This window comes from Pseudomonas sp. S06B 330, from assembly GCF_002845275.2.
Classification (GTDB): domain Bacteria; phylum Pseudomonadota; class Gammaproteobacteria; order Pseudomonadales; family Pseudomonadaceae; genus Aquipseudomonas.
Window position 1 is genome coordinate 4,109,263 of the sequence record NZ_CP088149.1, and the last position, 22,803, is coordinate 4,132,065.

At 59.8% G+C, this 22,803-nt stretch carries 21 protein-coding genes; 16 read left to right on the forward strand and 5 right to left on the reverse strand.

The annotated features are described in order from the left end of the window. The first annotated feature begins 9 nt into the window (after positions 1-9). Both xdhC and guaD read left to right on the forward strand, forming a co-directional pair. A complete protein-coding gene (gene xdhC, locus CX511_RS18250; RefSeq protein ID WP_101293406.1) occupies positions 10-855 on the forward strand; it encodes a xanthine dehydrogenase accessory protein XdhC in 846 nt (281 codons plus the stop codon). A gap of 10 nt (positions 856-865) precedes the next feature. Next, positions 866-2,170 carry a guanine deaminase gene (gene guaD / locus CX511_RS18255; RefSeq protein ID WP_101293407.1) on the forward strand — a complete coding sequence of 435 codons (1,305 nt, stop codon included), beginning with the start codon at positions 866-868 and terminating at the stop codon, positions 2,168-2,170. Here the strand turns inward: guaD and aqpZ are convergent. Beyond that, a complete protein-coding gene (aqpZ, locus tag CX511_RS18260) occupies positions 2,167-2,865 on the reverse strand; it encodes an aquaporin Z (protein ID WP_045188911.1) in 699 nt (232 codons plus the stop codon). The genes guaD and aqpZ overlap by 4 nt on opposite strands. Positions 2,866-3,083: 218 nt before the next feature. Beyond that, positions 3,084-3,851, reverse strand: a complete 768-nt coding sequence (locus CX511_RS18265; protein WP_045188912.1) for a GntR family transcriptional regulator — start codon at positions 3,849-3,851, stop codon at positions 3,084-3,086. A gap of 359 nt (positions 3,852-4,210) precedes the next feature. On the opposite strand from CX511_RS18265, the gene CX511_RS18270 reads away from it, so the two are divergent. Next, entirely contained in the window at positions 4,211-5,560 is a 1,350-nt protein-coding gene (locus CX511_RS18270; RefSeq protein ID WP_045188914.1) for an NCS2 family permease, read from the forward strand. A gap of 461 nt (positions 5,561-6,021) precedes the next feature. Here the strand turns inward: CX511_RS18270 and uraH are convergent, their stop codons facing one another. Continuing rightward, the gene (gene uraH, locus CX511_RS18275; protein WP_101293408.1) at positions 6,022-6,375 is read right to left on the reverse strand and encodes a hydroxyisourate hydrolase; all 354 of its coding nucleotides are present in this window, start codon (positions 6,373-6,375) and stop codon (positions 6,022-6,024) included. Positions 6,376-6,759: 384 nt separating this feature from the next. Here uraH and puuE point away from each other — a divergent pair, with 384 nt between their 5' ends. The 7 genes from puuE to CX511_RS18310 all read left to right on the forward strand — a co-directional run bounded on the left by puuE (position 6,760) and on the right by CX511_RS18310 (position 13,736). After that, a complete protein-coding gene (gene puuE, locus CX511_RS18280; RefSeq protein WP_045188917.1) occupies positions 6,760-7,686 on the forward strand; it encodes an allantoinase PuuE in 927 nt (308 codons plus the stop codon). Next, positions 7,686-8,201, forward strand: coding sequence for a 2-oxo-4-hydroxy-4-carboxy-5-ureidoimidazoline decarboxylase (gene uraD / locus CX511_RS18285; protein ID WP_045188919.1), 516 nt, complete (start codon positions 7,686-7,688; stop codon positions 8,199-8,201). Before puuE ends, uraD begins: the two co-directional genes overlap by 1 nt. Before the next feature lie 104 nt (positions 8,202-8,305). Next, positions 8,306-8,809: an ureidoglycolate lyase gene (locus CX511_RS18290; protein WP_045188921.1), complete on the forward strand. Its 504-nt coding sequence runs from the start codon at positions 8,306-8,308 to the stop codon at positions 8,807-8,809. Between the two features lie 50 nt (positions 8,810-8,859). Continuing rightward, entirely contained in the window at positions 8,860-10,188 is a 1,329-nt protein-coding gene (locus CX511_RS18295; RefSeq protein WP_045188923.1) for a urate hydroxylase PuuD, read from the forward strand. A 120-nt stretch (positions 10,189-10,308) separates the two neighbouring features. Then, entirely contained in the window at positions 10,309-11,664 is a 1,356-nt protein-coding gene (locus tag CX511_RS18300; RefSeq protein ID WP_045188925.1) for a nucleobase:cation symporter-2 family protein, read from the forward strand. A gap of 135 nt (positions 11,665-11,799) precedes the next feature. Continuing rightward, the gene (locus tag CX511_RS18305; protein ID WP_045188927.1) at positions 11,800-12,585 is read left to right on the forward strand and encodes an outer membrane protein OmpK; all 786 of its coding nucleotides are present in this window, start codon (positions 11,800-11,802) and stop codon (positions 12,583-12,585) included. A gap of 362 nt (positions 12,586-12,947) precedes the next feature. Further along, a complete protein-coding gene (locus CX511_RS18310; RefSeq protein WP_045188928.1) occupies positions 12,948-13,736 on the forward strand; it encodes an outer membrane protein OmpK in 789 nt (262 codons plus the stop codon). Between the two features lie 91 nt (positions 13,737-13,827). Here CX511_RS18310 and CX511_RS18315 read toward each other — a convergent pair whose 3' ends face one another. Beyond that, complete coding sequence (locus CX511_RS18315; RefSeq protein ID WP_045188930.1) at positions 13,828-14,736, reverse strand: DUF808 domain-containing protein; 909 nt, start codon at positions 14,734-14,736, stop codon at positions 13,828-13,830. Positions 14,737-14,882: 146 nt separating this feature from the next. Between CX511_RS18315 and CX511_RS18320 the strand changes: the two genes are divergently transcribed. Further along, complete coding sequence (locus CX511_RS18320) at positions 14,883-15,491, forward strand: TetR/AcrR family transcriptional regulator (protein WP_045188933.1); 609 nt, start codon at positions 14,883-14,885, stop codon at positions 15,489-15,491. A gap of 132 nt (positions 15,492-15,623) precedes the next feature. Here CX511_RS18320 and CX511_RS18325 read toward each other — a convergent pair whose 3' ends face one another. After that, positions 15,624-16,064, reverse strand: coding sequence for a GlcG/HbpS family heme-binding protein (locus tag CX511_RS18325; protein WP_045188935.1), 441 nt, complete (start codon positions 16,062-16,064; stop codon positions 15,624-15,626). 256 nt (positions 16,065-16,320) lie between these two features. Here CX511_RS18325 and gcl point away from each other — a divergent pair, with 256 nt between their 5' ends. The 5 genes from gcl (at position 16,321) to pyk (ending at position 22,636) form a co-directional block, all read left to right on the forward strand. Further along, positions 16,321-18,096 (forward strand): glyoxylate carboligase, encoded by a 1,776-nt coding sequence (gene gcl, locus CX511_RS18330; protein WP_045188939.1) that lies wholly within the window; start codon positions 16,321-16,323, stop codon positions 18,094-18,096. 57 nt (positions 18,097-18,153) lie between these two features. Next, positions 18,154-18,936 (forward strand): hydroxypyruvate isomerase, encoded by a 783-nt coding sequence (hyi, locus tag CX511_RS18335; RefSeq protein WP_045188941.1) that lies wholly within the window; start codon positions 18,154-18,156, stop codon positions 18,934-18,936. 29 nt (positions 18,937-18,965) lie between these two features. Further along, complete coding sequence (locus CX511_RS18340) at positions 18,966-19,859, forward strand: 2-hydroxy-3-oxopropionate reductase (RefSeq protein WP_045188942.1); 894 nt, start codon at positions 18,966-18,968, stop codon at positions 19,857-19,859. 91 nt (positions 19,860-19,950) lie between these two features. Continuing rightward, complete coding sequence (locus CX511_RS18345; RefSeq protein WP_045188944.1) at positions 19,951-21,231, forward strand: glycerate kinase type-2 family protein; 1,281 nt, start codon at positions 19,951-19,953, stop codon at positions 21,229-21,231. Then, positions 21,221-22,636 (forward strand): pyruvate kinase, encoded by a 1,416-nt coding sequence (gene pyk, locus CX511_RS18350; RefSeq protein ID WP_045188946.1) that lies wholly within the window; start codon positions 21,221-21,223, stop codon positions 22,634-22,636. The genes CX511_RS18345 and pyk overlap by 11 nt, the downstream gene beginning before the upstream one ends. Positions 22,637-22,803: the final 167 nt, after the last annotated feature.

Sequence of the window (22,803 nt, forward strand, 5' to 3'; positions counted from 1 at the left end):
CAACAGACTATGCACACCTGGATCAACGCCCTCGCCGACCTGCAAGTCCGCGGCGAAGCCTGCGTACTGGTGACCATCATCGAAGAGCGCGGTTCGACCCCCCGCAACGCCGGCTCGAAGATGGTGGTCAGCACCGAGCAGCTGTTCGACACGATCGGCGGTGGCCACCTTGAATACAAAGCGATGAAGATCGCCCGGCAAATGCTCAGCGAGCGTCGCGAATCGCCACACCTTGAGCGCTTCAGCCTCGGCGCCAGCCTTGGCCAATGCTGCGGCGGTGCCACGGTGCTGCTGTTCGAGCCCATGGGCCAGGTCCAGGCGCAGATTGCCGTATTCGGTGCAGGCCATGTCGGCCGCGCTCTGGTACCCTTGCTCGCCGCGCTCCCCTGCCGGGTGCGCTGGATCGATTCGCGCGAGCAGGAATTCCCCGACAGCATTCCGGCTGGGGTCAGCAAGATTGTCAGCGAAGAGCCCGTCGATGAAGTCGACGACCTGCCCGCGGGCAGCTATTGCATTGTCATGACCCACAACCATCAGTTGGATCTGGAACTGACCACCGCAATCCTCAAACGTAATGATTTCACCTGGTTCGGCCTGATCGGCTCGAAGACCAAACGAGTCAAGTTCGAACACCGCCTGCGTGAACGCGGCTACAGCGAAGAGCGCCTGCAACGCATGCGCTGTCCGATGGGCCTGGCCGAGGTCAAGGGCAAGCTGCCGATCGAGATCGCCGTGTCTATCGCCGCCGAAATCATTGCCACCTACAACGCCAGTTTTGGCCAGCATGACAATGCTGCCAATGCCGGCCCCGTTGCCCAATTGCTGCCGCCTTCTCGGCGCAGCCAAGCCATATGACGAGAGCCCTATGAGCGCAACCCGCAAAGCCTACCGTGCCGCCATCCTGCACAGTGTCGCCGACCCCGCCGACGTCGGGATCGAAGCTTCCTACCAATATTTCGAAGACGGTCTGCTGTTGATCGACAACGGCAAGATCAGTGCCCTGGGCCACGCCAGCGACCTGCTGCCAACCCTGCCAGCCGACATCGAAGTGCAGCACTACCAAGATGCGCTGATCACTCCTGGCTTTATCGACACCCATATCCACTTCCCGCAGACCGGCATGATCGGTTCCTACGGTGAGCAACTGCTGGACTGGCTCAACACCTACACCTTCCCCTGCGAGAAGCAGTTTGCCGACCAAAACCACGCCGACAAAGTAGCGAAGATCTTCGTCGAAGAATTGCTGCGCAACGGCACCACCACTGCGCTTGTGTTTGGTAGTGTGCACCCCGAGTCGGTCAATGCTTTCTTTACAGAGGCCGAACGCCTGGACCTGCGGATGATCGCCGGTAAGGTCATGATGGACCGCAACGCCCCGGACTACCTGACCGACACTGCTGAGTCCGGCTATACCGAAAGCAAGGCGCTGATCGAGCGCTGGCACGGCAAGGGTCGTCTGCACTACGCCGTCACGCCACGCTTTGCCCCGACCAGCACCCCGGAGCAGCTCACCCTGGCCGGGCAATTGCTGAGTGAGTTCCCCGACCTGTACATGCACACGCACCTGAGCGAAAACCTCAAGGAGATCGACTGGGTCAAAGAGCTGTTCCCTGAGCGCAAGGGCTACCTGGACGTCTACGACCACTTCAAACTGCTCGGCGAGCGCTCGGTATTTGCGCACGGCGTGCACCTGTGCGACGAGGAATGCCAACGCTTGGCCGAAACCGGTTCGGCCGTGGCCTTCTGCCCAACTTCCAACCTGTTCCTCGGCAGTGGCCTGTTCAACCTGCCGCAGGCGGAAAAATTCAAGGTCAAGGTTGGTTTGGGTACGGACGTGGGTGCCGGCACCAGCTTCTCGCTGCTTAACACCCTCAATGAAGCCTACAAGGTCATGCAGCTACAGGGTGCCCGCCTGAGCCCGTTCAAGTCCCTGTACCTGGCCACCTTGGGCGGCGCCCAGGCGCTGTACCTGGATGACCGCATCGGCAGCCTGAAGCCTGGCAACGATGCCGACTTCGTGGTCCTGGACTACAAGGCTACGCCGCTGATGGACTACCGCATCCAGCAATCGAACAGCATCGATGAGACGCTGTTCGTGCTGATGACCCTGGGCGATGACCGCACCGTCAAGCAGACCTTCGCTGCCGGTCGCTGCGTGCATCAACGCTAAGGCTCGCGAAACAGGCCCTTGTACAAAGCGCCGCCGATCACTGCCCCGATCAGCGGCGCCACCCAGAACAGCCACAACTGCTGCAGCGCCCAACCGCCAACGAACAACGCTGGGCCGGTGCTGCGCGCAGGGTTGACCGAAGTATTGGTGACAGGGATCGAGATCAGGTGAATGAGGGTCAGCGCCAAGCCAATGGCAATCGGTGCAAAGCCTGCTGGTGCACGACTGTCGGTAGCGCCCATGATGATCAGAATGAACATCGCGGTCATCACCACTTCACTGGCAAAACCTGCCGCCAACGAGTAACCGGCCGGGGAATGATCAGCGTAGCCATTGGAGGCCAGGCCCGAAGCGATATCGAAGCCTTCCTTGCCGCTGGCGATAAAATAAATTACCCCGGCAGCGATGACGGCCCCGATCACCTGGGCAACGACATAAGGTAGCAGTTCCTTGGCAGGGAATCGCCCACCGACCACCAGACCGAGCGATACAGCGGGGTTAAGGTGACATCCTGAGATATGACCGATGGCGAACGCCATGGTCAGTACGGTGAGGCCAAAGGCCATGGCCACACCAACCAGCCCAATCCCAGCCGGCAATGACGCAGCCAGCACCGCACTGCCACAACCACCTAAAACCAGCCAGAACGTCCCGATCAGTTCCGCACCCATGCGCTTGCTCAGGGGCATCGACATATACCTGTCCTCAAGTAGTTGAAGTTCTACGCGAAGCGCGCAAGCCCAACTGCTTGATGAAGGTTTGCGGTGTGAGACAGGTGTGAATTTAGCAGAGACTGGATGAAGTGCCAGTCAGGCCGAAATGCATCGCCGGCAAGGCCTGCCCCCCCACACACACCAGATCACTCGAATTGAATGTGGAGGCGGTCCCTGCCGGCGATGGCAGCGATTCGATTTCAGCCCTTAACCGGCACCGAACTTCCGCGTTTCTTAGTCTGCAGCAGGTGCGAGAACACCGCATGCAGATCATCCGAGGCACTCTCCTCGTCGAGGTTCAGCTTGCTGTCGATATGATCCATGTGGTGCATCATCAGACTCACGGCCAGATTCACATCCCGCGCCTCAATGGCGTCGATCAGTTGCATATGCTCGTCATAGGAGCAGTGCGAGCGGTTGCCGCTTTCGTACTGGGCAATGATCAGCGAGGTCTGCGACACCAGACTGCGCTGGAAGCTGATCAAGGGTGCATTGCCAGCCGCTTCAGCGAGCTTGAGGTGAAATTCACCGGACAGGCGAATACCGGCGCCGCGGTCACCACGGGAAAAGCTGTCACGCTCCTCCCGGACCATCTGCCGCAGCTCATTGAGCTGTTCGGCGGTGGCGTGCTCGACCGCCAGTTCAGTAATGGCGCGCTCGACCATACGCCGCGAGAAGAACACCTGACGGGCTTCTTCAACGGTAGGACTGGCCACCACGGCACCGCGGTTCGGCCGCAACAGCACCACGCTTTCATGCGCCAGACGCGACAACGCACGGCGAATGATGGTGCGGCTGACACCAAAGATCTCGCCCAGGGCCTCCTCACTCAACTTGGTACCCGGCGCCAGACGCTGCTCGAGAATGGCCTCGAAAATATGCGCGTAGACGATGTCGTCCTGGGTTCCGCTGCGCCCGGCCTTGCCGGTACGCACTGGTTTTTTGAGAGGTTGCAGCTGTTCGTTCATGGGCACTCGAGCACGGAGATCCGCCTATCGGACCCTGACTGTAATACCAGCCAGTGGGGCGAAGGCAAGTCTTGGTAAGAAAATTAAACGATTAAGGTATGGGCACATTGTACACAGCCGCAGCGATTTCTGCAGGGGGTGATGGCCTTTATAGCGACACGATGCATTTATTTGCGAACAACACCAAAAACATTATTTGCAATCTTTGTATACAAACGCATAATCCATCCGTGCAACTTCCTGACCCGGAAGTCAACTTACGGTCCGGTTGCCTGCCATCCCATCCGCCTCACAGAGCTCCCCAGTGCGTGCGCAGGACTGGCTCTGAAAAACAAGAAAAGACTTGAGGAGTACATGCTGTGGAAAGCCGCAAATCCGAAGCCCCTACGCTGGATCTTGCCCCACCGCTCGAAACGAGCTGGCTGGAGCGGATTTTCAAACTCAAGCTACATGGCACCACCGTCAAGACCGAAATGATCGCCGGGTTGACCACCTTTATCACCATGGCTTACATCATCTTCGTCAACCCCAACATCATGGCCGATGCCGGCATCGATCACGGCGCGGCATTCGTCGCCACCTGTATCGCCGCCGCTCTGGGCTGCCTGTTGATGGGCCTGTATGCCAACTGGCCGGTTGGCCTGGCGCCGGGCATGGGGCTCAATGCCTTCTTTACCTATACCGTGGTCGGCACCATGGGCTACACCTGGGAGGCGGCGCTTGGCGCAGTGTTCGTCTCTGGGGTGCTGTTCATGTTGCTGACATTGTCGCGTGTGCGCGAATGGCTGCTCAACAGCATTCCCGTGAGCCTGCGTCATGCAATGGGTGCCGGCGTCGGATTGTTTCTCGGACTGATCGGTCTTAAAACGGCGGGGATTGTCGTCGACAGCCCTGCCACATTGATCAAGCTTGGCTCGCTGCACGAGCCTGGCCCGCTGCTGGCGGCGATCTGCTTTTTGATGATCGCGGTGCTCAGCTACCACCGCGTGTTCGGCGCCATCCTGATCAGCATCATCAGCGTTACCTTGGCGGGTTGGGGCTTGGGCCTGGTCGAGTATGGCGGCTTGTTCTCCCTGCCACCGAGCCTGGCGCCGACCTGGATGGCCATGGATGTGGCGGGCGTGTTCAACGTCAGCATGATCGCCGTGGTGTTCGCCTTCCTCTTCGTGCATATGTTCGACACCGCCGGCACCCTGATGGGTGTGGCCCAGCGGGCCAACCTGGTGAATGCCGACGGACGTATCGAAAACCTCTCACGAGCATTGAAGGCTGACAGTGCCTCGAGCGTGTTCGGAGCCGTGGTTGGCGTGCCGCCGGTCACCAGCTATGTCGAGAGTGCTGCCGGTGTCGCCGCGGGTGGTCGTACCGGGCTTACGGCGGTGGTGGTTGGCCTGTTCTTCATTGCCGCAATGTTCTTCGCGCCGCTGGCCGGGATGATTCCTGCCTACGCCACGGCTGGTGCACTGATCTATGTTGCCATGCTTATGATGGGCAGCATGGCGCACATCAACTGGGATGAAGCGACCGACAGCATCCCGGCGATTGTCACCGCGATCATGATGCCGCTGACCTTCTCGGTAGCCGATGGTATTGCCCTGGGCTTTATCACCTATGTGGTACTCAAGGCAGGTACGGGGCGCTTCAGTGAGATCTCGGCAAGTCTGTGGGTGCTGACCGCGATCTTCGTAGCCAAGTTCGTATTCCTGTAAACGCAGCCTGAGCAAACAGAGCCTCACCTTCGGGTGGGGCTTTTTGTTGCCTGCAAGCAACTGTCTTGACTGGCCCGTTGTAGCCGCTGCCGTGAAGCTGCGATCGGGCGTGAAACGGCCGCAAAACCTGGCCACCGCGATTCGTTAGCTCCAACGTGGTGCCCGAGTTGCGACTGCTCTGCAGTCGATCGCAGCCTCGTCCCTCGACAGCGGCTACAGCAAATCGTGCTGTTGCCTTGCTTATTCTTAAATGTGTTGGCTTGCCCGCGATGGTGTCCGGCCGTCCGCTACCTGGGGGCAGACCCAGCCGCCGTAAAGGCGGAAGGGGCCGGCAGCATCGCCGCATTGAATGGATAAGCCCCCAAGCCCAAGAGCATCTTCCCCGACAATCCGTAAAGGTCCCAAAAAAAAGCCCGCAGTGTGAGCGGGCAAGGACCTACGAAGATTCTTCTAGCGACCAACTAGCTTCCACGATAGGTCGAGTAACTGTACGGCGAGATCAACAGCGGTACGTGGTAATGATCCTGCTCGGCGCTGATGCCAAATCGCAGCACCACGACATCAAGAAATGCATGTTCAGGCAGCGGTACGCCGCGGGCGCGGTAGTAGTCGCCGGCATTGAATTGCAGCTGGTAGACACCGCTGCGGTAATCGTCACCTTGCAGCAGCGGCGCGTCGCAACGGCCATCGCTGTTGGTCAGGGTGGTGTTCACCAGCTCCAGTTGCTGGCCTTCGACGCGGTACAGCTCGACCTTGATCGAGCTGCCAGGGCAGCCGTGAGCGGCATCCAGTACATGCGTGGTCAAACGTCCCATTGCTTGCTCGCCTCTGTTCTATCGATGGGCAAAATTTCCGCACGGCACCGGCAAAGCTCACGGCAGCGTACGACTGTCGGATTATTAAGACATTTTTCTGTAAAATTGTACACAATAATTAGGTATTCTTTCCTGGCACGCCCACCCTCCCCTGTAAATACGCCATCAGTCGCAAAACCACGGCACTGGCCGACGGCCACGTCATTTACTGACCAATCAGGCAGGTTTCTTGCAGAGGTTTTCCAGCGTGAAAAGACAAAGAAATACGAAAAAACAGGCTTACAAACCGCAAACAAAGTTGTATACAATCACCTCATCGACGTGGGCGACACCCTACAAAGGGCTCCACGCCATCCGTTTACACGTATAAGAAGGAAGACTGCAGTGAGCGCTGATTATCCTCGCGACCTGATCGGTTACGGCAATACCCCACCCCATCCGCGCTGGCCGGGGAATGCCCGCATCGCTTTGTCTTTCGTGCTCAACTACGAAGAAGGCGGTGAACGCAACATTCTTCACGGAGACAAGGAGTCAGAAGCCTTTCTCTCGGAAATGGTCGCCGCCCAGCCCCTGCAGGGCGCTCGTAACATGAGCATGGAATCGCTCTACGAATACGGCAGCCGCGCCGGTGTCTGGCGCTTGCTCAAGCTGTTCAAAGAGACCGGCGTACCGCTGACTATCTTCGCCGTCGCCATGGCTGCACAACGTCACCCTGACGTGATCCGTGCCATGGTCGAAGCTGGCCACGAAATCTGCAGCCACGGCTACCGCTGGATCGACTACCAGAACATGGACGAGGCCCAGGAGCGCGAGCATATGCTCGAAGCCATCCGCATCCTCACCGAACTGACCGGCGAACGTCCGCTGGGCTGGTACACCGGCCGTACCGGCGCCAATACCCGCCGCCTGGTGATGGAGGAAGGTGGCTTCCTCTACGACAGCGATACCTACGACGACGACCTGCCCTACTGGGAACCAAACAACCCGACCGGCAAGGCGCACCTGGTGATCCCCTACACCCTGGACACCAACGACATGCGCTTCACCCAGGTCCAGGGCTTCAATTGTGGCGAGCAATTCTTCCAGTACCTCAAAGACGCCTTTGACGTGCTGTACGAAGAAGGCGCCGAAGCGCCGAAAATGCTCTCCATCGGCCTGCACTGCCGCCTGATCGGCCGCCCGGCGCGCCTGGCTGCGCTCAAGCGCTTCATCGAATACGCCAAGAGCCACGATCAGGTCTGGTTCACCCGGCGCGTGGACATCGCCCGTCACTGGCATGCCACCCACCCTTACAAAGCCGAGAACGTCTAATGACCGCTTTCAAGACCCTCAAGCCTTCGGCCCTGGAACGCAGCGCGTTCGTCGAAGCCTTTGCCGATATCTATGAACACTCACCTTGGGTCGCCGAAAAAGCCTACGACCTGGGCCAACTGCAGGAAATCGACCAGATCGAAGCCCTGCATCAGCGCATGAGCGACATCCTCCTCAGCGCCGATCACGCCGCTCAGTTGGCCCTGATCAATGCTCACCCGGACCTCGCCGGCAAAGCTGCGATCCAGGGTGAACTGACCGAATCGAGCACCAATGAACAGGCCGGCGCCGGTATCCACCAGTGCAATGCCGAAGAGTTCGAGCGTTTCACCGAACTCAACGACGCCTACAAAGAGAAGTTCAAGTTCCCGTTCATCATGGCGGTCAAAGGTAGCAATCGGCACCAGATCCTCGCCTCGTTCGAAAAACGTATCCACAACTCGGTCGAAGCTGAGTTCAAGGAAGCATTGGCGCAGATCAACCTGATTGCCCTGTTCCGCCTGCTGCAACTTTAAAGGGTGCCTGAGCCCACGGGCCCGAGTGCGCCACGCGAGCGTACCCAGGGCCCAAACGGCCGAATGAGCGACACCCTCCACAACACAGAATAAAGAGAATCCGCATGCGCACTTTAGTGATTGAGCCATTGACCAAAGAAGCCTTCGCCCCTTTCGGTGACGTGATCGAAACCGACGGCAGCGACCACTTCATGATCAACAACGGTTCGACCATGCGCTTCCATAAGCTGGCGACGGTCGAAACCGCCCAGCCCGAGGACAACGCGATCATCAGCATCTTCCGCGCCGACGCGCAGGATATGCCGCTGACCGTTCGCATGCTGGAGCGCCATCCGCTGGGCAGCCAGGCGTTTATTCCGCTGCTCGGCAACCCCTTTCTGATCGTGGTCGCGCCCGTTGGCGATGCACCTGTATCAGGTCTTGTCCGCGCCTTCGTGAGTAATGGAAGGCAGGGCATCAATTACCATCGCGGCGTCTGGCACCACCCGGTGCTGACGATCGAAAAGCGGGATGACTTCCTGGTGGTTGATCGCAGTGGCACTGGCAACAACTGCGATGAGCATTTTTTCAATGAGGATGAGCAACTGATCCTCGCCCCCCACCAATAAGAGAAGACCTGAGCATCCGGCTACAGGATGCCAGGGTAGAGGTAAAGACTGTGGAAGCACATCTGTTGGAATGGCTGAACCTGAGCGTGCGTTGGGTTCACATGATCACTGGCGTGGCATGGATTGGCGCGTCGTTCTACTTTGTCTGGCTGGAAAACAACCTCAACCGGGCTAACCCGCGCGATGGTCTGTCCGGCGATCTCTGGGCTATTCACGGTGGCGGGATCTACCACCTGGAGAAATACAAGCTGGCTCCGCCGAAGATGCCGGAGAACCTGCACTGGTTCAAATGGGAAGCCTATTTCACCTGGATGTCGGGTATTGCCCTGCTGTGCCTGGTGTTCTACTGGAACCCGACCCTGTACCTGCTGGCCCCGGGCAGCACCCTGTCGGGCGGTGAAGGTATCGCCATCGGTGTCGGCTCGCTGATCGCGGGCTGGTTCATCTATGACTTCCTCTGCGACTCTCCCCTGGGCAAGCGCCCTGGTCTGCTCGGCCTGGTGCTGTTCATCCTGGTCATTGCCGCCTGCTACGGTTTCAGCCAGGTGTTCAGCGGTCGTGGTGCTTACCTGCACACCGGCGCGATCATCGGCACCATCATGGTCGGTAACGTGTTCCGCATCATCATGCCGGCCCAGCGTCAGCTGGTAGCCGCCATCGAGAAGAACGAAACCCCTGACCCTACACTGCCGGCCAAAGGTCTGCTGCGTTCGCGTCACAACAACTACTTCACCCTGCCGGTGCTGTTCATCATGATCAGCAACCACTTCCCGAGCACCTACGGCAGCCAGTACAACTGGTTGATCCTGGCCGGTATCGCAGTGGCTGCAGTGTTGGTTCGTCACTACTTCAACACCCGTCATGACAGCAACAAGTACGCCTGGACCCTGCCAGTCGGTGCCCTGTCGATGATCTGCCTGGCTTACGTCACTGGCCCTGCGCCGATGCCGACCGCGCCTGAGCAGGCTAGCGCCAAGGTTGAATACCAACCGCTGCCGGAAACCGCGCTGGGTGGTAAGACCGCTGCTGAAAAAGCGGCAGAGAAAGCGGCCGAACCTGTCCAGGCTACCGCCCCTGCTGCCGAAGCGCCTGCAGCCAACGTTGCCAAACTTGACGATGCCGGTTTCGACAAGATCCACAACGTCATCCAGGAACGTTGCGCCGTGTGCCATTCGGCCAAGCCGACCAGCCCACTGTTCAGCGCTGCACCGGCCGGTGTAATGCTCGATACCCCGCAACAGATCCAGCAACAGGCGGCGCGCATTCAAGCGCAAGCCGTGGCCACACAGATCATGCCCCTGGGCAACATCACCCAGATGACCCAGCAAGAGCGTGAACTGATCGGCGCCTGGATCGCCAAAGGTGCTCCAACGAAGTAAGCAACAAGCGTCACGTGGCAAGCTAAAAGCTGCAAGCCAAGCGCAACCTCCTGCTTCTACTTGAAGCTTGGCGCTTGAAGCTTGCAGCTCTAAAGAATAAAAACAAAACCGAGGTGTTGCATGTCCGAGTCACGCAAGGCGTACATCCCCGTTGCGCCCCCACGACAGCCACTGCCAATGCTCCAACTGTTCCTGGTGGGTCTACAACATGTCTTGCTGATGTACGGAGGCGCGATTGCCGTGCCACTGATCATCGGCCAGGCCGCCGGCCTTTCTCGTGAAGAAGTCGCTTTCCTGATCAATGCCGACCTGCTGGTCGCTGGTGTCGCTACCATCGTCCAGTCGTTCGGCATTGGCGCAGTTGGCATCCGCATGCCCGTGATGATGGGGGCAAGCTTTGCGGCTGTCGGCAGTATGGTGGCCATGGCCGGTATGCCCGGTGTCGGCCTGCAAGGTATCTTTGGTGCGACCATCGCCGCCGGGTTCTTCGGCATGCTGATCGCCCCGTTCATGTCCAAGGTGGTGCGTTTCTTCCCGCCACTGGTGACCGGCACGGTCATCACCTCGATTGGTCTTTCGCTGTTCCCGGTTGCCGTCAACTGGGCCGGTGGCGGTGCCGAAGCCGAATCCTTCGGTTCGCCCATCTACCTGCTGGTCGCGGCACTGGTGCTGACCACCATCCTCCTGGTCAATCGCTTCATGCGTGGCTTCTGGGTCAATGTCTCGGTACTGATCGGCATGGGCCTGGGCTACATCCTCGCCGGCTCCATTGGCATGGTCGACCTCTCCGGCCTCGACGCAGCACCGTGGGTGCAAGTGGTCACGCCGCTGCATTTCGGCATGCCAACCTTTAGCCTCGCACCGATCCTGTCGATGTGCCTGGTGGTGGTCATCATCTTTGTCGAATCCACCGGTATGTTCCTGGCCCTGGGCAAGGTCACGGACCGTGAAGTCACTCCAGGCATGTTGCGCCGCGGCCTGATGTGCGACGCCGGGGCTTCCTTTGTTGCCGGTTTCTTCAACACCTTCACCCACTCCTCCTTCGCCCAGAACATCGGTCTGGTGCAGATGACGGGCGTGCGCTGCCGTTATGTCACCGTGGTTGCCGGCGGCTTTCTGATCCTGCTCAGCCTGCTGCCCAAGGCGGCTTTCCTGATCGCCTCGATTCCACCCGCAGTACTCGGTGGTGCTTCCATTGCCATGTTCGGCATGGTCGCCGCTACCGGGATCAAGATCCTCCAGGAAGCCGACATCGCCGACCGTCGCAACCAACTGCTGGTGGCTGTCAGCGTGGGCATGGGCCTGATCCCTGTGGTGCGTCCGGAATTCTTCGCACAGATGCCGCAGTGGATGGAACCGATCACCCACAGCGGAATTGCCATGGCCACGGTCAGTGCACTGATCCTCAACCTGCTGTTCAACATCCTCGGCGGCGCCGAGCGCGCGGCGCACAACGACGCCGTCCACCAACACTGAGCCTTTGGGGCGGCGCTTGCCGCCCGGTATCACCCGAGCAATACGCAGGACCGTCGACCCCCTAGGAGCGGGTCGGCCGGGGCGCCTCGCGCCGAAAAACCCAAAACCAACAATAACAAAGCCGGGAATCACAACATGAAAGGCATCACCACTTCTCTCCTGTTGGGTAGCAGTCTGCTGGCCGCTTTGCCAGCCACCGCAGGAGACCTGCTGCTCTGGCACACCAACAGCCTCACCTACCTCTACGGCAAGGACTTCCAGGTCAACCCTGCGATCCAGCAGACGGTGACCTTCGAGCACGCCAACAAGTGGAAATACGGCGACACTTTCCTGTTCGTTGACAAAATCTTCTACAACGGCGGCACCGACCGCAACAAAGGTAGCAACACCTACTACGGTGAGTTCAGCCCGCGCCTGTCGTTCGGTAAGATCTTCGATCGCAAATTCGAGTTCGGCCCGATCAAGGATGTACTGATCGCCATGACCTACGAGTCCGGCGAAGGCGACAACGAGGCCTACCTGATCGGCCCAGGGTTTGACCTGGCGATTCCCGGTTTCAACTACTTCACCCTCAACATCATGCAACGCAATACCGAGGGCAGCCGCCCAGGTGATGGTGTCTGGCAGATTACCCCGACCTTTTCCTACACGATCCCTGTGGGCAAGTCCGACATTCTCATTGATGGTTACATGGACTGGGTGGTCGACAACGACGAAAGCCGCCGCGGCACCTACCATGCCAACCTGCAGTTCAACCCGCAGGTCAAATACGACCTGGGCAAGGCCCTTAACCTGGGCGCCAAGCAGTTGTATGTGGGTATTGAGTACAGCTACTGGAAAGACAAATACGGTATCGAAAACAATGGTCGACTGGACACCAATCAGAGCGTGACCAGCGCCCTGGTTAAGGTTCACTTCTAAAACCTGACCAAACGCACAGTTTTAGCCCCACCTGCTCCACGACGGAGCACTTGAGGACCCGCGCGCAAGCCAGTAATCTGCGCGCCCCCTCGCTCAGGGTAGGACGGATCCTACCTGCGTTTGCTGACCGCTCAGTCAATGAATTCGGGCGGTTGGCAAGCGTCACGCCAACCTGAAGTCCCCCTTTTCAGCTGTTCAGAAAGACGTCGAGCAGGATTGTTGTGCCGTATCGGAAAGTTGGCGCAGCTCTTGCCAAATAGCTGTGGCTAATCGAAAAAAACTGACTCAAAAGACAAGTATTTGAACGCAACGGTGCCATTCAGAGCACCGACAACAGATTCAATCAAGGGAGCAACACAGCGATGCGCATTACCAATAGCCTGATACTCGCCGGCGGCCTGCTGGCGGCCAGCACTGCCGCCACCGCCGGTGATCTGTTGCAATGGCAGAACAACAGCCTGACCTACCTGTGGGGCAAGAACTTCGCCGTTAACCCTGAAATCCAGCAGACCGTGACCTTCGAGCACGCTGATGCCTGGAAATACGGCGACAACTTCATCTTCATCGACAAGATCTTCTACAACGGCGATAAAGACTTTAACAACGGCGACAACACCTACTACGGTGAGATTCAGCCGCGTCTGTCGTTCGGCAAGATTTTCGACCAGAAGCTGGAGTTCGGCCCGATCAAGGACGTGCTGCTGGCAATGACCTACGAATTTGGCGAGGGCGATACCGAGTCCTACCTGATCGGTCCGGGTTTCGACCTGGCAATCCCGGGCTTCGACTACTTCCAGCTGAACTTCTATCAGCGCAACACCGAAGGCAGCCGTGCCGGTGACAATGTCTGGCAGATCACCCCGGTGTGGTCCTACACCATTCCTGTGGGCAAGTCCGACATCCTCATCGACGGCTTCATGGACTGGGTAGTCGACAACGACGCCACCAGCCGTCGTGGCACCTACCACGCCAACCTGCACTTCAACCCACAGGTCAAGTACGACCTGGGTAAAGCGTTGAACTGGGGCGAGAAGCAGCTGTATGTCGGTTTTGAGTACGACTACTGGAAGAACAAGTACGGCATCAAGGACAGCGACGCCTTCGATACCGATCAGAACACCGCCAGCTTCCTGGTCAAAGTGCACTTCTGATCATCACGGCAAAGCCCTTCTGGCTTTGATCGCTGGCAAGGTCGGCTCCCACTGGATCTTTTGGGAGCTGGCCTTGCCAGCGATGAGGCTATCAACCTTTAACCGACCGCCAGATCTTGCCAACAACGGCCACGACGGCCAACACCGCTGCACCGGCAACAATACCAACGCCACCATTGAGCAACGCCCCGATCAACGCCCCGCCCCGTTCTGCACTGAAGGCTTCGATAGCGTGATGGAGGGGCGCTACGCCATGCACCAGGATCCCGCCCCCCACCAGAAACATGGCTGCTGTGCCAATCACTGACAGGCTCTTCATCATGTACGGTGCCGCTCGCAGAATACCGTTGCCGACAGCCTTGGCCACGCCTGAGGCTTTACCCGTCAGCCACAACCCCAGGTCATCAAGCTTGACGATACCGGCAACCAATCCGTAAACGCCGATGGTCATGACAATGGCAATGCCCGAAAGCACGATGATTTGCTGAGTCAGCGGCGCAGCGGCTACCGCGCCCAGGGTGATGGCGATGATTTCCGCCGAGAGGATAAAGTCCGTACGGATCGCGCCTTTGATCTTGGTCTGCTCAAATGCCACCAGGTCGACAGCCGGGTCGGCTAGCGCTTCGGTTCTGGCCTCGTGCTCGGCCTGGTCTTGCGCTTTATTGTGCAAAAACTTGTGGGCCAGCTTTTCAAAGCCTTCGTAACACAGGAAAGCACCGCCTACCATCAACAACGGCGTCACCGCCCAGGGGATGAACGCACTGATCAAGAGTGCCGCCGGCACCAGAATCAGCTTGTTGAGGAACGAGCCCTTGGCCACCGCCCAGACCACCGGAATTTCCCGCTCGGCGCGCACGCCCGTGACCTGCTGGGCGTTGAGCGCCAGGTCGTCACCCAATACACCGGCGGTCTTTTTCGCCGCGACCTTGGTCATCACCGAGACATCGTCGAGGACCGTAGCGATGTCGTCGATCAACAACAGAAGACTGCTTCCTGCCATGTTTGCCTGATTCCAGCGGGTTAAGAGGTGCTCAGTCTAGCCCAAAGTCGCCAGCTTGAGCCCTTTGCAAACGCGGTGCTACCATGCGCCACCGCCCTTTCAGGCCCGGTGCCGCCTGCGGCCCGACACGAGGAACAGCGTCAACCATGAGCAGCATTCGCGAGCGCAACAAAGAATTGATCCTGCGCGCGGCCAGCGAGGAGTTCGCCGACAAGGGCTTTGCCGCCACCAAGACCAGCGATATCGCGGCCAAGGCCGGGCTGCCCAAGCCCAACGTCTACTACTACTTCAAATCTAAGGAAAACCTCTACCGCGAGGTGTTGGAAAGCATCATCGAGCCGATCATGCAGGCGTCCACGCCGTTCAATGCTGACGGTGATCCCAAAGAAGTGCTGAGCGCCTACATCCGCTCGAAAGTGCGCATTTCCCGCGACCTGCCGTTTGCCTCCAAGGTGTTTGCCAGCGAAATCATGCACGGCGCCCCGCACCTGAGCCCGAGCCAGGTCGAACAGCTCAACGAGCAAGCCCGGCACAACATCGAATGCATCCAGGCCTGGATTGAGCGTGGTCAGATCGCTGCGGTCGACCCGCACCACCTGATGTTCAGCATCTGGGCAGCGACCCAGACTTACGCTGATTTCGATTGGCAGATCTCGGTAGTTACCGGTAAAACCAAGCTGGAAGACAGCGATTATGAGGCGGCGACGCAGACCATCATTCGCCTGGTGCTCAAAGGGTGCGAGCCGGACGCCTGACCCCCTGCGGGAAACTGTCATCGTAGCCGCTGCCGCCAGGCTGCGATCGACTGCGCAGCAGTCGCCTTGAAACCTCTACGACCGCTTTGCGGCCGATCGCAGCCTGGCGGCAGCGGCTACGTGCATTGAGCCTTAGGCGGCTACCCCAGCATCCGCCGTCAGCCCCGCCTCTTCGATCGCACTGATCGCACACTGCTCGTCAATGTCCGACGTATCGCCACTGATCCCGATCGCCCCTAACACCACGCCCTGCTGATTGCGAATCAGCACGCCACCCGGTGCAGGCACCACCGGGCTTTGCCCCAGGCCATTGAGCGCGGCGAAAAACGCCGGACGTTGCTGCGCGTCCAGCGCCAGCAGGCGCGAACCCTTGCCCAAGGCAATCGCCCCCCAGGCTTTGCCCATCGCCACTTGCGGACGCAGCAGGCTGGCACCGTCTTCACGTTGCAGCGCCAATAGGTGGCCGCCATTGTCGAGCACCGCCACCGTCAAGGGTGCGGCAGAGATCTTGCGGCCTGCAGCCAGCGCGGCGTTCACCAGGCTGACAGCGACTTTCAGGGTCAATGTGGTCATGGAAAGGTCCTCTTGTTGTTAGAAGCCCTGAGGGCAGGTGTGAAAGCAATAGAACAAATAGAACACAATGGTGAATATTTTTGTATACAATATTTTCAGCGCGATAAACCAATTCTGACGAAACGCCTTTTTTATGGCCTTCCCGACGAAAGCACCCATCGCCGATGAAAATGGATTGACCAGAGTCGCCTGGCGTGAATACACTCTGACGAAAAGCCATTTGTATACAATTACAAAATCAAAGAGGCACAAAACCATGAGCAAAATGAGAGCAATTGATGCAGCCGTTCTGGTGATGCGCCGCGAAGGTGTTGAAACCGCGTTTGGTATTCCGGGTGCTGCAATCAACCCGCTGTACTCGGCCCTGAAGAAAGTCGGCGGTATCGATCACGTCCTCGCTCGTCACGTTGAAGGCGCCTCGCACATGGCCGAGGGCTACACCCGCACCAAAGCCGGCAACATTGGCGTGTGCATCGGCACCTCCGGCCCTGCTGGCACTGACATGGTCACTGGCCTGTACAGCGCCTCCGCTGACTCCATCCCGATCCTGTGCATCACCGGCCAAGCGCCGCGTGCCCGTATGCACAAGGAAGATTTCCAGGCCGTCGACATCACCAGCATCGTCAAGCCGGTGACCAAGTGGGCGACCACCGTTCTGGAACCAGGCCAGGTGCCTTACGCGTTCCAGAAAGCCTTCTATGAAATGCGCTCCGGTCGCCCAGGCCCTGTGCTGATCGACCTACCGTTCGACGTGCAGATGGCCGAAATCGAATTCGACATCGACGCCTACCAGCCGCTGCCGGTGCAAAAGCCTGCCGCCAACCGCGTCCAGGTCGAAAAAGCCCTGGCCATGCTCGACACTGCCGAGCGCCCACTGCTGGTGGCCGGTGGTGGCATCATCAACGCCGACGCCTGCGACAAGCTGGTCGAATTCGCCGAGCTGACCGGTATTCCAGTGATCCCGACCCTGATGGGCTGGGGCATCATCCCCGACGATCACCCGCTGATGGTCGGCATGGTCGGTCTGCAGACCTCGCACCGCTACGGCAACGCCACCATGCTCAAGTCCGACGTGGTGTTGGGTATCGGTAACCGCTGGGCCAACCGCCACACCGGTTCCGTTGACGTCTACACCGAAGGTCGTCGTTTCATTCACGTCGATATCGAACCAACCCAGATCGGCCGGGTATTCACCCCGGACCTGGGTATCGTCTCCGACGCCGGTGCTGCCCTGGACGTGTTCCTGGAAGTGGCCCGCGAGTGGAAAGCCGCCGGCAAGCTCAAAGACCGCAGCGCCTGGCTGGAAGACTGCCAGCAGCGCAAGTCCAGCCTGCAGCGCAAGACCCATTTCGACAACGTGCCGGTCAAGCCGCAGCGCGTGTACCAGGAAATGAACCAGGTGTTCGGCAAAGACACCTGCTACGTCAGCACCATCGGTCTGTCGCAGATCGCCGGCGCGCAGTTCCTGCACGTGTACAAGCCGCGTCACTGGATCAACTGTGGTCAGGCCGGCCCACTGGGCTGGACCATTCCTGCTGCGCTGGGTGTGGTCAAGGCTGATCCGAGCCGCAAGGTTGTGGCCCTGTCGGGCGACTATGACTTCCAGTTCATGATCGAGGAACTGGCCGTGGGTGCACAGTTCAACCTGCCCTACGTCCACGTCCTGGTGAACAACTCCTACCTGGGCCTGATTCGCCAGGCTCAGCGTGGCTTTGAGATGGACTACTGTGTGCAACTGGCGTTCGAGAACGTCAACGCACCGGAACTCAACGGTTATGGCGTCGACCACGTCGCCGTGGTTGAGGGCCTGGGTTGCAAGGCCCTGCGTGTTACCGAACCTGGCGAGATCGCGCCCGCCCTGCTCAAAGCGCAGAAACTGGCTGAAGAGTTCAAGGTACCGGTGGTGGTCGAGGTTATCCTCGAGCGCGTGACCAACATTTCCATGGGCACCGAAATCAACGCGGTCAACGAATTCGAAGACCTGGCACTGGTCGGCAACGACGCGCCAACCGCGATTTCCCTGCTCGACTGATCGCTTGAGCGGCCCTGTTGCGTTGCGCACAGGGCCCACTTTTGCAAGGAGACCTCCATGCCACGTTTTGCCGCCAACCTGTCCATGCTGTTCACCGAGCAGGACTTCCTCGCCCGCTTCAAAGCTGCAGCTGACGCTGGCTTCAGCGGAGTTGAATACCTGTTCCCGTACGATTTCAGCTCGGCTGAAATCAAGCAGCAACTCGATGCCCACGGCCTGACCCAGGTGCTGTTCAACCTGCCGGCTGGCGACTGGGCCAAGGGTGATCGCGGTATCGCTTGCGATCCTGCGCGCGTCGAGCAGTTCCGCGCCGGTGTCGATCTGGCCATCGCCTACGCCCAAGTGCTGGGCAACACCCAGGTCAACTGCCTGGCCGGTATCCGCCCGCAAGGCCCGGACTGCGCCAGCGTCCGCAAGACCTTCGTCGACAACCTCAAATACGCTGCCGACAAGCTGGAAGCCGCCGGGATCAAGCTGGTCATGGAAATGATCAACACCCGCGACATCCCAGGCTTCTACCTGAACAACACCCAACAGGCCCTGGAAATCCAGGCCGAAGTCGGCAGCAGCAACCTGTTCCTGCAATACGACATCTACCACATGCAAATCATGGAGGGCGACCTGGCCCGCACCATGGAAAGCAACCTGGCCAAGATCAACCACATCCAGCTGGCCGACAACCCGGGCCGCAACGAGCCGGGTACTGGCGAAATCAACTACCGCTTCCTCTTCGAACACCTGGACCGCATCGGCTACCAGGGCTGGGTGGGCTGTGAATACAAGCCGCTGACCACCACCGAAGCTGGGCTGGGCTGGTTGAAATCCCATAACGCGATCTGACCTGCAAACAATTACAAGAGGCATCTCTCATGGCTAAAATCGGATTTATCGGCACCGGCATCATGGGCCGCCCAATGGCGCAGAACCTGCAAAAAGCCGGTCACAGCCTGTTCCTGTCCACCCATCACGATGCAGCCCCGGCCGACCTCGTTGCCGCAGGCGCCGTTGCCCTGGCCAACCCGAAAGAAGTGGCCCAGGAAGCTGAATTCATCATCGTCATGGTGCCCGACACCCCACAGGTCGAAAGCGTGCTGTTCGGTGACAACGGTGTGGCTCAAGGCGTAGGCCCGAACAAAGTCGTGATCGACATGAGCTCGATCTCCCCTACCGCCACCAAAGCCTTCGCCGAGAAGATCAAGGCGACTGGCGCCACCTACCTGGACGCGCCAGTGTCCGGCGGTGAAGTCGGTGCCAAGGCCGCGACCTTGAGCATCATGGTCGGTGGTTGCCCGAATGCTTTCGAACGCGCACTGCCGCTGTTCCAGGCCATGGGCAAGAACATCACCCGCGTGGGTGGCAGCGGCGACGGTCAGACCGCCAAGGTCGCCAATCAGATCATCGTTGCCCTGAACATTCAGGCAGTGGCTGAAGCCCTGCTGTTCGCCGCCAAGAACGGCGCCGATCCTGCCAAGGTACGTGAAGCACTGATGGGCGGCTTCGCCTCCTCGAAGATCCTGGAAGTACACGGCGAGCGCATGATCAAGGGCACCTTCGATCCAGGCTTCCGCATCAGCCTGCACCAGAAGGACCTGAACCTGGCCCTGCAAGGCGCCAAGGAGCTGAACATCAACCTGCCCAACACCTCCAACGCCCAGCAAGTGTTCAGCACCTGCGCAGCCATCGGCGGTGCCAACTGGGACCACTCGGCGCTGATCAAAGGGCTTGAGCACATGGCCAACTTCTCGATCCGCGACGACAAGTAATACCCAGGCAACAGCGCCCCTGGGTCAGCCTGCACGGAGGCGGGCCCAGGGGCGTTTTCGATTCTGAAGAACAATAAGATTGGAGCCTGCCATGTCGCTCGATCCGCAACACTTTCTGCGCGACCTGTTCGCCACGGCCATCGATGCCGCGCACCCTCACCAGGTCCTTGAAGCGCACCTGCCCAGCGACCGCAGCGGTCGCGTCATTGTCATCGGCGCTGGCAAAGCTGCAGCGGCCATGGCCGAAGTGGTCGAACGCCACTGGAAGGGCCCGGTCTCCGGCCTGGTGGTCACCCGCTACGGCCACGGTGCCAACTGCTCGAAAATCGAAGTGGTCGAAGCTGCCCACCCGGTTCCCGACGCCGCCGGCCTGGCTGTTGCCAAACGCGTGTTGGAAATGGTCAGCAACCTGACCGCCGACGACCGCGTGATTTTCCTGCTCTCCGGCGGTGGTTCTGCCTTGCTGGCCCTGCCCGCCGAAGGTCTGACCCTGGCCGACAAGCAACAGATCAACAAGGCGCTGCTTAAATCCGGCGCGACCATCGGCGAGATGAACTGCGTGCGCAAGCACCTCTCGGCGATCAAGGGTGGCCGCCTGGCCAAGGCCTGCTGGCCGGCCACGGTCTACACCTATGCGATTTCCGACGTGCCGGGTGACCTGGCCACCGTCATCGCCTCCGGCCCGACCGTGGCCGACCCGAGCACCTCGGCCGAAGCCCTGGCGATCCTCAAGCGCTATAACATCGAAGCGCCTGCTGCCGTCACTGCCTGGCTGAACAACCCGGCCTCGGAAACCGTCAAGGCCGATGACCCGGCCCTGGCACGCAGCCACTTCCAACTGATCGCCCGCCCCCAGCAGTCGCTGGAAGCTGCGGCGGTCAAAGCCCGTCAAGCCGGTTTCAGCCCGCTGATTCTCGGCGACCTGGAAGGCGAATCACGGGAAGTGGCCAAGGTCCATGCCGGCATCGCCCGACAGATCGTCCTGCACGGCCAGCCACTGTCGCCTCCGTGCGTGATCCTTTCCGGTGGCGAAACCACCGTGACCGTGCGCGGCAATGGCCGTGGCGGACGCAACGCCGAGTTTCTCTTGAGCCTGACCGAAAGCCTCAAGGGCCTGCCCGGTGTCTATGCCCTGGCCGGTGACACCGACGGTATCGATGGCTCCGAAGACAACGCCGGTGCGTTGATGACCCCAGACAGTTACGCGCGCGCCGCAGCCCTCGGCCTGTCGGCCAGTGATGAGCTGGACAACAACAATGGCTATGGCTACTTCGCCGCTCTCGATGCCTTGATCGTCACCGAGCCGACGCGGACCAACGTTAACGATTTTCGCGCCATTCTGATCCTCGAGAGTGCCAAACATGACGCCTGACAAAAAAGTCAAAATCCTCGCTACCCTCGGCCCTGCCATCAAGGGTATCGATGACATCCGCCAACTGGTTGAGTCCGGGGTAAATATCTTCCGCCTCAACTTCAGCCATGGCGAACACGAAGACCACGCCCTGCGCTACCAGTGGATCCGCGAAGTTGAAAGCCAGCTGAATTACCCGCTGGGTATCCTCATGGACCTGCAAGGGCCGAAACTGCGGGTTGGCCGTTTTGCCGAGGGCAAAGTCCAGCTGCAACGCGGCCAGGCCCTGCGCCTGGACCTGGACAGTACCCCCGGCACTGTCGAGCGGGTCAACCTGCCCCACCCGGAAATCATTGCTGCGCTTGAGCCAGGCATGGACCTGCTGCTCGATGACGGCAAGCTGCGCCTGCGGGTGACTGCCAAGCACAGCGACGCCATCGAGACTGAAGTACTCAATGGCGGCGAGCTGTCTGACCGCAAAGGCGTCAACGTTCCACAGGCAGTGTTGGACCTCAGCCCGCTGACCGCCAAGGATCGCCGCGACCTGACCTTCGGCCTGGAACTGGGTGTGGACTGGGTGGCCCTGTCGTTCGTGCAGCGCCCGGAAGACATCATCGAAGCACGCCAGCTGATCGGTGACCGCGCCTACCTGATGGCCAAGATCGAGAAACCGTCGGCGGTGACTCAACTGCGCGCGATTGCCGAGCTGAGCGATGCGATCATGGTTGCCCGCGGCGACTTGGGCGTGGAAGTGCCTGCTGAAAGCGTGCCACAGATCCAGAAAACCATCATCAACACCTGCCGCGAGCTGGGCAAACCGGTGGTGGTTGCCACGCAGATGCTTGAATCGATGCGCTTCTCCCCAGCCCCGACCCGCGCCGAAGTTACCGACGTGGCCAACGCTGTGGCTGAAGGTGCCGACGCGGTCATGCTCTCTGCCGAAACCGCTTCGGGGGACTACCCGCTCGAAGCCGTACAAATGATGAGCAAGATCATCCGTCAGGTCGAAAATGGCCCGGACTATCAAGCTCAGCTCGACGTTGGCCGGCCCAAGGCTGAAGCGACGGTCTCCGACGCCATCAGCTGCGCGATCCGTCGTATCAGCGGCATTCTGCCGGTGGCGGTACTGGTCAACTACAGTGAATCGGGTGCCTCGACCTTGCGTGCTGCGCGCGAACGGCCACGGGCACCGATTCTCAACCTGACCCCCAACCTGTCCACCGCCCGGCGCCTGAGCGTGGCCTGGGGTGTGCACTCGGTGGTCAATGACCGCCTGCGCCAGGTCGATGAAATCTGCTCCACCGCACTGGAAATCGCCCAGGCACAAGGCATGGCCAGCCGTGGCGATACCCTGTTGATCACCGCCGGTGTGCCTTTTGGTAAGCCGGGATCGACTAACACGCTGCGGATCGAAACCTTGATCTGATGCTGTACAGGGCTGCCCTGCAGCCCATCGTCGGCAAAACCGGCTCCCACATACCGTAACTGTGGGAGCTGGCCTTGCCAGCGCTGAGGCCAGCGCCAATACACATTCAGGTGGGAAAACCCAGCCCAATAGAGGCCGCCCCACTCCACATCAACCCAGACTGCCCC